Source organism: Pseudarthrobacter sp. NBSH8, assembly GCF_014217545.1.
GTDB lineage: Bacteria > Actinomycetota > Actinomycetes > Actinomycetales > Micrococcaceae > Arthrobacter.
In genome coordinates, this window is the sequence record NZ_CP043178.1 from 1,912,534 (window position 1) to 1,926,609 (window position 14,076).

Consider the following 14,076-nt stretch of genomic DNA (forward strand, 5'->3'; position numbering starts at 1 on the left):
CAGGGTCAAGGGTTGCAATATCCGCAAAAACGCGGGTCAGCGCGTGGTGGGTCGGTTACGTAGCGGGTGGAGCGGTGCCCGCAGGTGAGGCATCCATGAATCTCGGCGCGGGTCTCGCTCGTTGGCTCGCCGCAGCCCGTGCACGGGAGTCCTGCCACCCGCTCCACTTTCCAGAATCCCGGGGTGTCGCAGGACGGACATCTGGAGCGAAGTTTCTGTGCGAGGTTTTCGGCCGCGAGACGGATTGTTTCCATGCGCGTCGGATTGGCGTTGGCGCGCATGTCGGTCTCGAGAAAAACCTTGCCGTTGGCCAATCGGGCCAGCGCCCTCGAAAAGGCGAGCTCCAGCTCGGGCCAGGCGGCGATTCCTTTATGCATGCGGGGGTCGTGCTCGCCGTCCGGGCGAACGACCAGGTGGTGTTCGGGGAACTTCGATTCGCGGGCGAACGTTTGGGCCTCCGCCCAGTCCGCGGTCAGTAGGTGGAAGAAGTTCGTCTTGCCTTCGGCTGTTCCAACGACCTCCAGTTCGCGCTCACTGTCGATCCAGATCATGAGTTCGATGTTCCAGGGGAACATCCCCATGGCCGGATCCGGGCCAAACGAGCCCTCGTTGGCGATACCCAGCGGCAAACCCGACAATTCCATGCCCACCTGCGCCTTCTTGCGCGCAGCCTCGAGCTGTGAGCCGGCGCGGGGGACCTCGCGGGTGAAAGTACCGAGCAGATCCGTGTCGTAGCCCGTGACGTGTTCGAGCCGGCAGCCGAGCGCACGCTCGAGCACCGGGACGATCACCCGCTCCTTGCCATGCTGGGTAAGCAGAGAAATCCGTTCACCGGAATAGACGGAAGGCGGGGTTGAATTGCCGGACTCAGTGCTGATCACAACTGACCTTTCACTCCAGGGGGAACGACTGGGAACCGCAGGTTTGCGGGATGAGTGGCACATCCGGTGACGGCTGCTGCTCCTGCAATTCTCCTCACCCCTTGCCGACGTTTTCACAGCACACCTGTCATGTGCACGCGATGAGGTGGAAAAGTCCCTGTGGCCGTCCCGCAACCGCAGATGTTACGTACCAGAATACATGAAGTTTGTCTCATGAATCATATAGCGTGTATTAATGGGACTGTCGGCCTACCGGTGGCGTCGAAGGGATTACAGCCAAACGATGCAGGTATGGGCCGTTGACCGCGCTCCGGTTTCACAACAGCCGGAAACGAACAAGAGAGTCACCGCATGATCGATCCCATCATCCTTTTCTTCCTGCTCGGTGCCACGGCGGGCCTGCTGCGTTCGGAGCTGCGTCTGCCGGCTGCGATCTACGAGTTCGTCAGCATTGTGCTGTTGCTGGCCATCGGCCTCAAGGGCGGTATCGAACTGGCCAGGCAGCCTTTCGGCAGCCTGCTGCCGCAAATGCTGGCCGTGGTGGCACTGGGGTTCTTCCTCTCACTGGCCGCCTTCCCCGTGCTGCGCTACCTGGGCCGTTTCAAACGCGCGGATGCCGCTTCCATCGCCGCCCACTACGGATCGGTGAGCGTAGGCACCTACGCGGTGGCCATCGCGTATCTTGGCAGCCGTCAGATCGCCTTCGAAGAACACATGCCGCTGCTCCTGGTACTCCTAGAAGTGCCGGCCATCATCGTGGGAGTTGTCCTCGCCCGGGGCCTCTCACGCGAAACCCGGTGGAGGTCGGTCGCCCACGAAGTGTTCCTGGGCAAAAGCATTGTGCTGCTACTGGGCGGGCTGCTCATCGGCTGGGCAGCCGGGCCGGACGGTTTATCGTCGATCGAGCCGCTGTTCTTCGATCTGTTCAAGGGGATCCTGGCCCTGTTCCTGCTGGAGATGGGGCTGATCACCGCGACCCAGATCGGAAGCCTGCGCCGGTACGGACCATTCCTGATGGCCTTTGGAATTGGCATGCCGCTTTTTTCCGCCCTGGTAGGGACCGGACTGGGCTGGGCCCTTGGACTATCCATCGGCGGCACCGCGGTTCTTGCGACACTGGCGGCGAGTGCCTCATACATCGCGGTCCCGGCGGCCATGCGCATCTCCGTACCCGAGGCCAACCCCACCCTGTCGCTGGCAGCCTCGCTGGGGATCACTTTCCCGTTCAATGTACTGTTTGGTATCCCGATCTACCATGCACTGGCCGTGTGGGCACACACATTCGCGAAAGGATAGGGCAGATGCAAAGCCATACGCGCAAGCTATTGACAGTCATCACCGAAGCAGCACTCGAGGCCACCCTCACCCGTGACATCGACAGGCTCAATGCCCACGGATACACCATTACCGATGCCCGCGGAAAAGGCCACCGCGGCGTCCGGAGTGCGGGCTGGGACGCGAACAGCAACATCCGCATCGAGGTGGTGTGCGACGACCAGACAGCCGGCGCGATTGCCGACTACCTCCGGGAGCACTACTACCAGGACTACGCCATGATCCTGTTCGTGAGCGACATCGAAGTCCTGCGCCCGGAGAAATTCTAGACCCCGACCGCACCGGGCCCGCACAGGATCCAGCGAAAGGCCTGAGCGCAGGGGCTTCAGCTGCGGGGACGCACCACCAGGACCGGACAGACCGCATGCCGGACACACTGGTCACTTACGGAGCCGAGCAACATCCCGGCAAGCCCGCCACGACCCCGCGATCCGACAACCAGCATGCGGGCGTCCCGTGAGATATCGATGAGGCTCTTGGCCGTGCCGGAGTGAACTGCCCTGTAGCTAATGGCGACCCTGGGATATTGGTCCATGATCATGCGTGCATCCCGCACGAGTTCCCCATGCACCGCCGCAGCGTACTCATCAAAGGACGACACGTATCCGAACTTCCACCCGGGTGGCTGCGGGGCGGTAGCGATGGACCAGGCCCGCACGATGACGATGACAGCGGCTGCCCGCAGCTGATCAGCAAGTCCAAGCGCCGTGTCCAAGGCATAATCTGCGCAGTAAGATCCATCATGCCCGACCACAATGCTGTTGCCTGGCGCCGGTTCCAACCCGTGACCCGGGCTTTCCCGGGTCACCGATGGTTCTCCTTGCCGAGGGACGCAACTGCACCGGGGGTCGGCCACCGGACGGCACCACGGCCGCGGCACAGGCGATCCAATGCTGCGGCCACACGGCGGGCCTGCCCCGATGCAGAGCCGCCGCCCCGGTAGGTCATCAGGACAGTTTCAAACGTGACCCCGGTATCGCCCAAGACCCGGCGCCCAAGACGGTCCAACCGGAGTACCTCCTGCGTCCTGTGCGCACTGACGGACCGAACCAGGGCGGCGTCGGTCGTGAAGCCCAAACGGGGCCGGACAAGAGCGATCAGCAAGTGGGCCCCAACGGCGCGCGCCTGCGGGGCCGCAGCTAACAGAACATCGGCACCGTCCGACTCAGCGGCGATGACGATGAGATAGACCGGCACCGCGGAACCAGCTACGCCGGCGGGAACACCGCCCGGAGGCCTGGGCCCGGAACGAGCCTCTCGATTATTCAAGAGCGGGCTCCTTCCAAACCGCCGCCCGGCCGTGCCGCAGACACTCCAGCCAGCCAACCCCATCACCCCGTGCGGTAGCGTATGATTCAACCAATGAAATTAGATTAGCGAATTTCAGTTCAGGTGTCTATGATGCGGGAGGTGGGTTCAGGGACGAGGACCGCGAGGAGCTCGTCCAGTTCGTGACCGGCATCAACGGGATGGCGGAAGGGGCGGCCGGTGGCGACGGTGTAGCTGTTGCGCCGCCCGGTACGCGTCCTGGTGATATAGCCGGCCTCGACAAGTTCAGCTGCGATCTTCTGCGCCGCGCGCTCCGTCACACCCACCCGGGCGGCGACGTCGCGCATGCGGATCTGCGGGTCACGGGCGATGGTAAGAAGGACGTGGGCGTGGTTGGTGAGGAACGTCCACCGCGTCTCGCCGGCGGGCACGGCGGGTGTCCCTGAGTCAAAATCATTGGTTGCCATTTCAAGGACAATAGTCGATCGGGCCCGCAGACGCCCGGTCGGCGGCAGGGAGCGCAGGGAAAGCAATCAGTCAGTTTCAGATGATGACAAGAAAGGCCACCAATGCTCGAAGTCAGTGCACTTCGCTGGATGCTCACCATCGGACTTATTCTCGGGCTGCTCGCCCTGGACCTTGGACTGGCTGCCGCTCGGCCGCACGCTGTCAAGTTCCTCGAGGCCGTAATTTCATCCGTGCTGTAAATTGCCGTGGCCGTTGCGTTCGGACTGGTCTTCGCAATACAGGTGGGCTGGGACTACGGCGCGGAATACTTCGCCGGCTACATCGTCGAAAAAAGCCTCTCCATCGATAACCTCTTCGTCTTCGTGATCATCATGTCGACCTTCGCCGTGCCCGAGAAGTACCAGCAGAAGGTCCTGATCTTCGGAATAGCAATGGCCCTGGTCCTGCGGGCGACCTTCATCGCCCTGGGCGCAGCACTGCTCCAGCTGTTCTCCTTCATGTTCCTGATCTTCGGCCTGGTCCTGATTGTGACGGCTGTGCAGCTTTACCGGCACCGCAACGCCGACCCGGATGTCCATGACAACGTGCTGGTCCGTGTGGCCCGCCGCGCGCTCACCGTCACAAAGGACTACGAGGGTGGCAGGATGTTCACGCGCAGCGCCGGACGCCGGGCAGTGACGCCCCTGTTCATTGTGCTGCTCGCAATCGGCAGCACAGACCTGCTGTTCGCGCTCGACTCAATCCCGGCCATTTTCGGCATCACCGCCGAACCCTACAATGTCTTCACCGCGAACGCCTTCGCCCTGCTCGGGCTGCGGGCACTGTTCTTCCTCGTCAAGGGGCTCCTGGACCGCCTGGTCTACCTCTCCACCGGCCTGGCGCTCATCCTGGCATTCATCGGCGTGAAACTCGTCCTGCACTGGGGCCATGGCCTCGACGGCCGGGTACCGGAAATCAGCACCAACACCAGCCTCATCGTCATCGCAGCCGCCCTGACAGTGACCACCATCGCAAGCCTGATCAAAGTCCACAGAGACCCCACAGCCCGTGCCCACGCAGGATCTCTCACAGCGGAGGATACTTCCGACTCGGGGCCTGAGCAACATTGGAACGGTCAGTGGCGGCAGCGAGGGTTAGTGGCCCGCTTGGCGATCAGGCTGAGGACTTCGACCGTCTCCGCTCGATGGTGACGAATATCCTGGGAACAGACGTCGGGGTGCACGATCCACGATGGCTCTCGCGCTTCGGCAGCTACGAATGCGTTGCCTCCCATGGTTGGGCCCCCGTTAGCAGTCCAGCGTCTATGCGATAGCTAATGTGGTTTTTTCGGTCCACGTTTCCCAGTAGCGTTTCGGCGTCATGCCGTTCAGGGATCCGTGGGGCCGTTCATGATTGTAGATAGCTTTCCATTCGTCGGCCAAATACTTCGCTTCGGCCATGGTGTCCATGATTTCTCCGGAGAGTTGTTCCTTCTGAATTGGGCGTTGAAGGATTCGATGAAGCCGTTCTGCCAGGGTGATCCCGGGTCGATGAATGCGGTGTCGACCCCGGCGGTGTTGCACCAGTCGATCAGGGCGGCCGCGGTGAATTCGGGCCCGTTGTCGCACCGGATGTAGGTCGGGGCGGTGCCGGTTTCGGCGATGATGTTCTCCAGTACCGCGACGACGTCGGTGGCTTTGAATGACCGCCGCGGGATGATGGCCAGCGCGGTGCGGGTGTATTCGTCGATGACGTTGAAGAACCGGATGTGCCGGCCGCAGGAGGTCACGTCGGACTGGAAGTCGAAGCTGACCACGTGCATCGGGTACTCGGCCGTGAGCCGTTTCTGCTCCCCGGCGCCGGGCCCGGTGCGGCGCTTCTTCCGCGCCCTGGGTTTACAGGTCAGCCCTTCGTCGCGCCAGAGCCGTTGCACCCGCTTCCTGTTCAGCGCCACGCCGTCCCAGTCCGGCTGGGCCAGCAGGTGCCAGCGGGCCTTCCGCCAGCCCCAAGCGGGGTGCTTCCCGGCGACGGCGCGCAGGGCTGCCCGGAGCTGGGCTTCCTCGAAGCCCATGTCGGGTTTCTTCTTGCGGAACGCGGACCGGTTCTGGCCCAGGAGCGCGCAGGCGAAGCGTTCGGATGCCCCGAACTTCTCCACCGCCATGCGCACGGCACGGCGGCGGGGTTCGGGGCTCAGAATTTTCCCTTGGCCACCTCATTGAGGATGTCGATGGCCAGTTCCTTCTCTGCCAGGAGGCGCTTGAGTCGGGCGTTCTCCTTCTCCAGCTCCTTGGTCCGTTTGGACGCCTCGGCGTTCTTTTCGGAGCCGTACTGGTTCAGCCAGCGGTACCAGGTCGCCTCGGTGACCTGGAGCTCCTTGATGACTTCGACCATCGGGCGCCCGTCATTGAGCATTTTCTGGCCCTGCCGGACTTTGGCGATGACCTGATCGGGGGTGTGTCTGCGTGCCATGATTCGTGAATTTCCTCCTGTGTCCATTCTCGGACACGAAACTCACACAGACACTGGACTTCTACCTGGGGACCCAACCAGTCGCCTTGTCGGACGGGTCGGGGGAAAGTTGCGGTCCAGTACCACACGTCCCGGTTCCGGCTTGTGCCCTCGTTGGCGAAGGCTTTGAGTGTTCCGACATTGCCGGCTCGCCGGCCGGGGTCGGTTTGGGTCGAGTTGCCGCGCCCGGTCGCAGCCGATGCCGCGCCGGCGGGGCATGTGCGCATCGGGTATGCCCGTGCCTCGACCGTGCGGCAGTCGCTGGACGCCCAGCTCGACTCGCTCAAGCGGGCCGGGGTTGCCCGGGTGTTTTCGGAGAAGATCTCGACCAGGGCGACGAAGCGGCCCGAGCTCGAGCGTGCGGTGGCCCTGGCTGGGGAAATGCGGGTTTCCGGTGTGGCAGCCACCATCGTGGTACACGAGCACAAGCGGCTCGGCCGCGGCCTGGAACTGGCGATGCTCGCCGAGCGGTTGAAGGCGTCCGGTATCGGCTTGGAGTTCCTCTCCGGGGAGTTGCAGGGCCTGCACGACCCGTCGGGGGTCGTGTTCACGGTGCTTGCGGCGTTGTCGGGAATGGAACGTGAGTACATTCGTACCCGCACCTTGGAGGGGCACGAGTCTGCCCGGGCGCGGGGCAAGACGATTGGCGGGGCATCGGTGACCGACGAGGCGATGCTCGCCCTCGCGTTGTACTTGCGCGAGCAGCAGCATAGTCTGCGCGATATCGCAGGCCGGCTGGTCATTGCAACGGGCAGGAGGAAGGGTGGGCACCCATCGCCGGCGACGGTGCTGCGTATGTTCCGTGAGCACGGCGAGAAGGCCGTGCCATCGGAGGAATGAGCCACCACGCCCGCTCATTCGTCGTCTTCGTCGGTGGCGTCCGGGTCCCGCAGTTCGCGGATGGTTCCTGGTTCCATGTCGGGCAGAACAAAGCTGTAGGTTCCATGCACGCTCAAATGGGTTCGGACGAACGGGGACAATCGGGCCATGTCCTCCTCACGTACGGGGTAGCCCTGGGCTTTGAGTTGTCGCACGGCGGCGTCGAGATAGACGCTCGTCCACAGCACGACGCAATTCAGGACCAGGCCCAGGGCCCCGAGCTGGTTCTCCAGACCGCGTTCGTACCGGTGGTACAGCTCGCCTTTGCGTCCGTGGCAGATCCTGCGGGCCAGATCGTGGCGGCCTTCCTGGAGGTTGCGCACGCCTTTGATGTCGCGGCGGTAAGACTCGTCGACGTCGATATAGGCCAGGATGTGCAGGGATTTGAAGATCCGGCCATAGGAGGCGATCGCCTCACCCAGGGCGGTAGGATGCCCGTCTCGCTGAAGCATCGTCACCACGTCGTAGGCGCGCACGGTGCCGGTATAGATCGAGGCGACCACGCGCAGGATGTCGTCCCAGTTCCGACGGACCTTCTCCAGATCGATGCGGCCCCTCGCGAAGGTGTTCAGCGGGCCGTAGTCGGCCTCGGGACGGATGCGCCAGCCTTTCTGGTCGGGCAGGTCAGCCAGAGCCGGCCGGTAGGAGATACCGAGCAGTTCGAGCAACCCGAACACCAGATCCGAGTAGGACCCGGTATCGGAAACGACGATCTCGGGCAGACTGCCGCCGTCCATACCGAAGATGACATCGACCATGTGCAGGGAGTCCCGCACGGTCCCCGCCACGATTTTCGCGCCGCGGCCCATGCCCCGCTCGCTCATCGCATTCAGCCACGTCATGCCACGTTTGGGACCGAAGTACTTACGGTTGGGGCGGGCGAACACGGCCGGCACCGGGACCACGAAACGCATCCCGTCGACCGCGGCGACCATGCCGCCACCCCACGCCTGGGCAAGCTCAAGACCGGCCTGCCGGGCGAGCAGCGGGACGTTCGCGGCCGCAAGAGTTTCAGGGCGCACGTAGTTCTGGAACACGTGCGATAGGCGCGAGCGTTCCAGTGCCGGCACGCCTTTCTTCGCGATCGGCCGGTACCCGACGTTCATCGAGTGGGCTGCCAGGCACGCGGCCAGCGACGTCGGTAAGTCCTCCAGCCGGGACCGTCCCCCGGAGACGGCCGTGAAGGCCGCGGGCAGCTCAGGGACCCACGTCATGACCTCCAGAATGGCTTCCGGAAGATCGATGCGCGGAAGCATCGCCGTGCTTCTGGTACGCAGGTCAACCAGCGACGGCGGTTCCTCGAGCGCCTTCAGGCCGGTCAGGTGGATCTTCCCGTCATCGTCGATACGGACCTCGCTGTTGACGATGAGGCGGCCGCCGACCTCCCGGTAAGCTTCCTCCAGCGCCTGGGCGTGCCCGGCCAGGAGCACGTCCGGGTCCTCGGGCAGACTCAAGGTGGTCAGCACATCGGCACGGATCGCCGCCCACCGGGCACCCTCGAGCAGCTGCGCCTGCGGGTTGCGCCACTTCGTCGAGGCCTCGGCGTAGATCTCGCGGCGCTTCAAGTGCCGCCAGAACTGCTCCAACACGCAAAAAGCGTAGGCATGGCGGTTCACCGCACCGTCCTCGTGGGCCCCGAATACCAGGTGCCGCCACGGCCCGTTCACTACCTCGGCGTTGATCAACCGTCCGGGGATCAATGGTGCAGGCAGGCGGCCCCTGTACGCCAACACTTCGGGCAGGGCCTGCATCGCGTCCAACACGGGCGTACCCTCAGCATTCGCCGCGAACTCGATCGTCTGCGGCAGCATCTTCACAAACCCCGAAATGCTGGCGTACCGCCCCGTCAACTCCGCCCGCCAGTCATCGGGGTCCGGGCCGTTGACCGGCGGAACATCCTCACCCACCACGACAAGGGCCGCGCGCAGTTCGGCCCGGGAAACAACCGATTCGATGGCCTCCCACACCTTCGACACCCGCGGCGGCTCCGATTCCGAGACGGCCCACTGATCGGATTCAAACAACGCCTGCACTGCTACCGCCAAACGGGCTGAAGCCCTCGCCAGGCGCGGGTGCTTACGGACCTTCGCCCTGTCCGAAGCACTATGAGCCTTGTTCAACAGCTCGGCTGTCATCAACAAATCCAGCAGCTCCAGGGCGTTATCGACCGACGCGCCCTCCAGATGCCGGACCGTGGCCAACAATGTCGCCAGCCGACGCCCCGGCGGGTGCCTGCGGATCAGCGAGGCATCCGCGCTCATCCCGTACCTGGCAAGCCCTCCCAGACGACGCGGCGGCACCAGCTTCTCAGCGTCGATGTCCGCCAGTCCCAGTCCCATGATCTCGGACACCTGATCCAAAGCCTTGATGATCACCAGCCCGCTCCCGCGCGGCGGCGGACCCTTACGCCAACGCTCCAGATCCGAAACCCGCGCTCCCGGCCTGACCTCCAGCAGCCGGTCCAGGGCAAGCCGCTGACCGGGCGTGAGCAGGAGTTCGAGCTCGTTCCACAGCCGCTGGTTCGTGTCCTCGCGGACCTTCGCAACCAGCCGCGTCAGCGTCGTCACCCCGGGCAGCAGCACCTTGCGTTCCCTCAGCCACGACACACCGTCGTGGAAGATCGCCTTCGGCCCGTCCCCGGACGTCCACGACCGGGCCGCGATCCACTCAACGAACTGTTCCTCGACGTCCGCGAAGTCCTTCCACCCGAACGCCTGCCGGATCTCCCACTGGTGCTCGAACCGGGTTTTCTCCCGCTCTACATACCTTTTAAGGCACGACGGATCGGCCACGCCAACCTGCCCGGCAACGAAATCGACGACAGCGGTTGGAACATCCAGGGGATCTTCCAGGAAAGCACCCAAATGACGAACAGTCGCAAGCTGGAGTCCAAACCCGAGCCTCATATGCTCGCCTCGACGCCGTCCTATCAGCACCAGGTCCGCGTCGTCGAGGAAGAACACCCGATCCAGATCCGCCTGCGCCACCGTCGCAGCGTACCGACCATAGGCCCCAGCTTCAGCATCACTCAGAAACTCCACCGGCATGAAGTGAGGGTATCCCACGACACCGTCCACAACCCCGAAAAACCCACCAACATTGGCACGGTCAGTGGCGCCAAGCAGGCGACTAAACCCTCACTACCGCCACTGACCGTTCCGATGTTGCTCAAGCCCCGACTCCGACCGGTCCGGCTGACCAGACATTTCTAGGCTTTAAGCAGCTTTGCGCCGTCAGGGCGTAGTTCCCCGTTGGGTGATACGTGCCGGTACAGGGTCTGGCGGGTGACGCCGAGTTCGGCGCAGAGATCGCTCACTTTTGTATCGTCCTTCCCCATGGAGGCCATAGCGAGCCGGAGCTTTGCGGGGGTCATCTTGAACGGGCGTCCACCCTTCCGGCCACGCGCATGCGCGGAAGCTAGGCCGGCCAGGGTGCGTTTGGAGATCAGCTCACGTTCGAACTCGGCTAGGGCTGCGAAGATCCCGAAGACGAGCTTCCCGGAAGCGGTGGTTGTATCAATTGCGGCCCCTTGGCCGGTGAGGACCTTCAGCCCGATGCCGCGTTCGGTCAGATCGTGGACGATGTTGACCAGATGGCGGAGGTCCCGGCCGAGCCGGTCGAGTTTCCAGACGAGCAGGGTATCCCCGCGGCGCAGCGCTTTGAGGCAGGCGGCCAGCTGCGGCCGGTCATCCTTCTTCCCCGAGGCCCTGTCCTCGTAGAGGGAATCCGCATCTATTCCGGCGGCCAGGAGCGCGTCGCACTGCAGGTCCGTGGTCTGGGAGCCGTCTGCCTTTGAGACGCGCATGTATTCGCCCCTGAAACACTCAACCTGGCGACGAAAACACCAACACCGCGCACGGTATTGGCATTACAAAGCCCGCGGACACACCCCATAAACGCGACTGTAGTACTAGGACACCGCTGCCGGGCCGGCAAGCCTCTAACGACTATCATTGAATGGAAGAGAAGGCGACAGTACGGGGGAGTCGATCGTGGCCAATTCAGGATCCGGTGATTCTGTGGTGGACCGTGTGGTCCGGGTCATCGCGGCCTTCCCGGAGAGGGTCACCGGTCTGCAGCTGTCCGAACTCGCGGAGCGGGCGGAGCTGCCCCTGAGCAGTGCGCATCGGCTGGTCCGGCAGCTCGCGGACCACGGATTCCTGGACCTCGGTGCCGGCGGGAACGTGCGCCTGGGGCTGCGGCTGTGGGAGCTCGTCAACCGTAATGCGCCCACACTGGCGCTCCGTCAGGCTGCCCTGCCGTTTATGGAGGACATCCAGCAGGTCCTGAAGCAGAACGTGAATCTGGCCGTGCTGGATGGCTGGGAAGCGCTCTTTGTGGAGCGGCTCTCGCGTCGTGGTTCTGTGGCCAACCGGGCCCGGGTTGCCGGGCGCATGCCGGTCCATATCTCTTCCGCCGGCCTGGCGTTGATGTCCCATCAATCGCGTGAGCTGCAGGCCGAGTACCTCGGGCAGTTCAGCGACCAGCGCGGCAAGGTGAGCGTCGGCGTCGTACGCCAACTGCTTGCTGAAACCGCGCAGCAGGGCTACGCGCAACTCGCCGGCGTGGTGGACCCTGATACCTGGGGCATCGCGGTGCCGGTCATGGACGGCAAGCGCCGCACGGTGGCTGCACTGGGGGTTGTGGTCCCCTTGGCAGAGATGCGGCTTCAGGCCCTGGTGCCCGCAATTCAGACGGCGGCGCGGGGGATCGGGCGCCAACTCAGCGCCATGCCGACCGACTGAACCCGGCTTCCATTCAACGGGATTCTTGTAACGCCTTTCGTTCGGCGCGGGTGACACTGATGGTAGAAGCCCACCGCAACCGCGGCGCCGACGCCGCCGGGCCCGCAACGAAGCGAGGAACACCATGGCACGCACCACCATCACCACCCAAGTCGCCATCATGGGCGCAGGCCCTGCCGGCCTCATGCTCTCTCACCTGCTCGCCACGCAGGGCCTTGAATCGATTGTGGTGGAGATCCGCAGTCGCCAGGAAATCCAGGAAACCGTCCGCGCAGGCATCCTGGAACACGGCACGGTGAACCTGCTGGTGGACTCCGGCGTTTCGGACCGTGTGCTGCGCGAAGGCGACCGCCACGATGGCATCGAGCTGCGCTTCAACGGGGAGAGCCACCGGATCGACTTCAAGGACCTCGTGGGCGAGTCCGTCTGGCTCTATCCGCAGACGGACGTGTTCGCAGATCTCGCCGCGCGTCGGGCCGCCGACGGCGGCGACGTCCGCTACAGCGTCACGGACACCTCCGTTCAGGACCTCGAAGGCAAGCCGAAGGTCTGGTTCGCCGATGCCGATGGCGAGGAATTCGAGATCCAGGCGGACTTCCTTGTGGGTGCCGACGGTTCCCGAAGTTACTGCCGGCGCCAGGTGCCGGAGGCCTTACGGACCCAGTATTTCCATGAGTACCCGTTCGCCTGGTTCGGCATTCTGGCTGAGGCTCCGCGGAGCTCGGATGAGCTGATCTACGCCAACTCCGCGCACGGCTTCGCCCTGATCAGCCAGCGCACCGAGAAGGTCCAGCGGATGTACTTCCAGTGCGACCCCAAGGAAAACGTGGCTGAGTGGGAGGACGAGCGCATCTGGTCCGAGTTCGGCAAGCGTGTCAACGGGAACGGCTTCGAACTCAAGGAAGGCCCGGTCCTGGAAAAGATGGTCCTGCCGTTCCGCAGCTCCGTGCACACGCCCATGCGCCACGGCAACCTTTTCCTGGCCGGCGACGCCGCCCACACCGTTCCGCCCACCGGTGCCAAGGGCCTCAACCTCGCCATCCACGACGTCAAGGTCCTATTCGAAGGCCTCGACTCGTTCTACTCCACCAGCTCCACCGCGCTGCTTGACTCCTACAGCGACCGTGCCCTGGAACGGGTGTGGAAGGCCCAGCATTTCTCTTACTGGATGACGTCCATGCTTCATACGGTGCCTGGCGCCGACGACTTCGACCGCGCCCGCCAACTCGGCGAGCTGCACTCCGTGGTCTCCTCCCGGCACGCCAGAGCATACCTGGCAGAGTCCTACACCGGCTGGCCGGGCGCGCTCTGAGCCGCGCGGACCGCTTCGTGGGTCTCCTATGGGAATTCCTGCTGGACAAGCCCTGCTCTCCTTCACCGCATAACGGCGGCCACCGCGCCGATCTCGACGAGTGCGCCGGGCACGCCCAGCCCGGCGACAAGTGCCGCGGTCACCAAGGCCGGTTCGTCGGACGCGAGTTCGGATGCGACCGCCCCGTACCCTGCTGCGAGGTCGACGCCATCGACGAAGAGCACAGTCCACTGCACGACGTCGGCGAGGGTCGCGCCGGCCGCGGCGAGAGCGGTCCGCGCGTTCTCGAGGGCGCGGACAGACTGGACGGCCACGTCGCCCTCTCCAACGAGTGCGCCGTTGGCGTCGACGGCGTTCTGTCCGCCGACGTAGATGGTGGTGGCGCCTGGTGGCACGATGGCGACGTGGCTGAAGGCCGGGCTCGAGACGAGGCCTTGGGGGCGGATGCGCTGTATGGATGCCATGCCTGTATGGTCTCACCGACCGTCGGCGAGGGGGAGGCCTCTCCGATGGACGTATCGGCTGTGAAAGGAAAGAACATGACGGAGCATTTTTTGATCTCACCCCCCAGCGCCTGCGGCACGCCCCTGGCCACTTTGCGCCCGGGCTGACGGTGATCACCGCGCTATCAAATGGGGTACTCGGAGGCGGGCCGGCGCCCGCTCGCTGCACCACTGCTACCGGTAAAAGCACATAGACG

The 14,076-nt window shown here is 64.2% G+C and carries 13 protein-coding genes and 1 pseudogene; 7 read left to right on the forward strand and 7 right to left on the reverse strand.

All coding sequences use genetic code 11. The features are described 5' to 3' along the window. Positions 1 to 5: 5 nt before the first annotated feature. Positions 6 to 881, reverse strand: a complete 876-nt coding sequence (locus FYJ92_RS08795; RefSeq protein WP_185263494.1) for a DUF6671 family protein — start codon at positions 879 to 881, stop codon at positions 6 to 8. Positions 882 to 1,232: 351 nt separating this feature from the next. On the opposite strand from FYJ92_RS08795, the gene FYJ92_RS08800 reads away from it, so the two are divergent. Next, positions 1,233 to 2,177, forward strand: coding sequence for a sodium-dependent bicarbonate transport family permease (locus tag FYJ92_RS08800; RefSeq protein WP_185263495.1), 945 nt, complete (start codon positions 1,233 to 1,235; stop codon positions 2,175 to 2,177). Positions 2,178 to 2,182: 5 nt separating this feature from the next. Then, on the forward strand, positions 2,183 to 2,485 hold the full coding sequence (locus tag FYJ92_RS08805; protein ID WP_185263496.1) for a transcriptional regulator: 303 nt from the start codon (positions 2,183 to 2,185) through the stop codon (positions 2,483 to 2,485). 56 nt (positions 2,486 to 2,541) lie between these two features. On the opposite strand, the gene FYJ92_RS08810 is transcribed toward FYJ92_RS08805, so the two are convergent. Together FYJ92_RS08810 and FYJ92_RS08815 are read right to left on the reverse strand one after the other, a co-directional pair. After that, the gene (locus FYJ92_RS08810; protein ID WP_255482360.1) at positions 2,542 to 2,931 is read right to left on the reverse strand and encodes a universal stress protein; all 390 of its coding nucleotides are present in this window, start codon (positions 2,929 to 2,931) and stop codon (positions 2,542 to 2,544) included. Positions 2,932 to 3,604: 673 nt separating this feature from the next. Next, positions 3,605 to 3,952 carry a helix-turn-helix domain-containing protein gene (locus tag FYJ92_RS08815; protein WP_185263498.1) on the reverse strand — a complete coding sequence of 116 codons (348 nt, stop codon included), beginning with the start codon at positions 3,950 to 3,952 and terminating at the stop codon, positions 3,605 to 3,607. Positions 3,953 to 4,054: 102 nt separating this feature from the next. Here FYJ92_RS08815 and FYJ92_RS18985 point away from each other — a divergent pair, with 102 nt between their 5' ends. Next, complete coding sequence (locus FYJ92_RS18985) at positions 4,055 to 4,192, forward strand: hypothetical protein (RefSeq protein WP_255482361.1); 138 nt, start codon at positions 4,055 to 4,057, stop codon at positions 4,190 to 4,192. A 6-nt stretch (positions 4,193 to 4,198) separates the two neighbouring features. Continuing rightward, positions 4,199 to 5,143, forward strand: a complete 945-nt coding sequence (locus tag FYJ92_RS08820) for a TerC/Alx family metal homeostasis membrane protein (protein ID WP_255482362.1) — start codon at positions 4,199 to 4,201, stop codon at positions 5,141 to 5,143. A 111-nt stretch (positions 5,144 to 5,254) separates the two neighbouring features. On the opposite strand, the pseudogene FYJ92_RS08825 reads toward FYJ92_RS08820, so the two are convergent. Then, positions 5,255 to 6,401 (reverse strand): annotated as a pseudogene (locus FYJ92_RS08825) (IS3 family transposase). Positions 6,402 to 6,566: 165 nt separating this feature from the next. On the opposite strand from FYJ92_RS08825, the gene FYJ92_RS08830 reads away from it, so the two are divergent. Next, positions 6,567 to 7,280, forward strand: coding sequence for a recombinase family protein (locus FYJ92_RS08830; RefSeq protein ID WP_219729697.1), 714 nt, complete (start codon positions 6,567 to 6,569; stop codon positions 7,278 to 7,280). A 14-nt stretch (positions 7,281 to 7,294) separates the two neighbouring features. Here FYJ92_RS08830 and FYJ92_RS08835 read toward each other — a convergent pair whose 3' ends face one another. Next, positions 7,295 to 10,306: a Tn3 family transposase gene (locus tag FYJ92_RS08835; RefSeq protein ID WP_219729698.1), complete on the reverse strand. Its 3,012-nt coding sequence runs from the start codon at positions 10,304 to 10,306 to the stop codon at positions 7,295 to 7,297. 221 nt (positions 10,307 to 10,527) lie between these two features. Further along, positions 10,528 to 11,124: a recombinase family protein gene (locus tag FYJ92_RS08840; protein WP_185263499.1), complete on the reverse strand. Its 597-nt coding sequence runs from the start codon at positions 11,122 to 11,124 to the stop codon at positions 10,528 to 10,530. 187 nt (positions 11,125 to 11,311) lie between these two features. On the opposite strand from FYJ92_RS08840, the gene FYJ92_RS08845 reads away from it, so the two are divergent. Further along, positions 11,312 to 12,064: an IclR family transcriptional regulator gene (locus FYJ92_RS08845; protein WP_185263500.1), complete on the forward strand. Its 753-nt coding sequence runs from the start codon at positions 11,312 to 11,314 to the stop codon at positions 12,062 to 12,064. Positions 12,065 to 12,188: 124 nt separating this feature from the next. Continuing rightward, entirely contained in the window at positions 12,189 to 13,376 is a 1,188-nt protein-coding gene (locus tag FYJ92_RS08850; RefSeq protein WP_185263501.1) for a 4-hydroxybenzoate 3-monooxygenase, read from the forward strand. 62 nt (positions 13,377 to 13,438) lie between these two features. Here the strand turns inward: FYJ92_RS08850 and FYJ92_RS08855 are convergent, their stop codons facing one another. After that, complete coding sequence (locus FYJ92_RS08855; RefSeq protein ID WP_185263502.1) at positions 13,439 to 13,840, reverse strand: RidA family protein; 402 nt, start codon at positions 13,838 to 13,840, stop codon at positions 13,439 to 13,441. Positions 13,841 to 14,076: the final 236 nt, after the last annotated feature.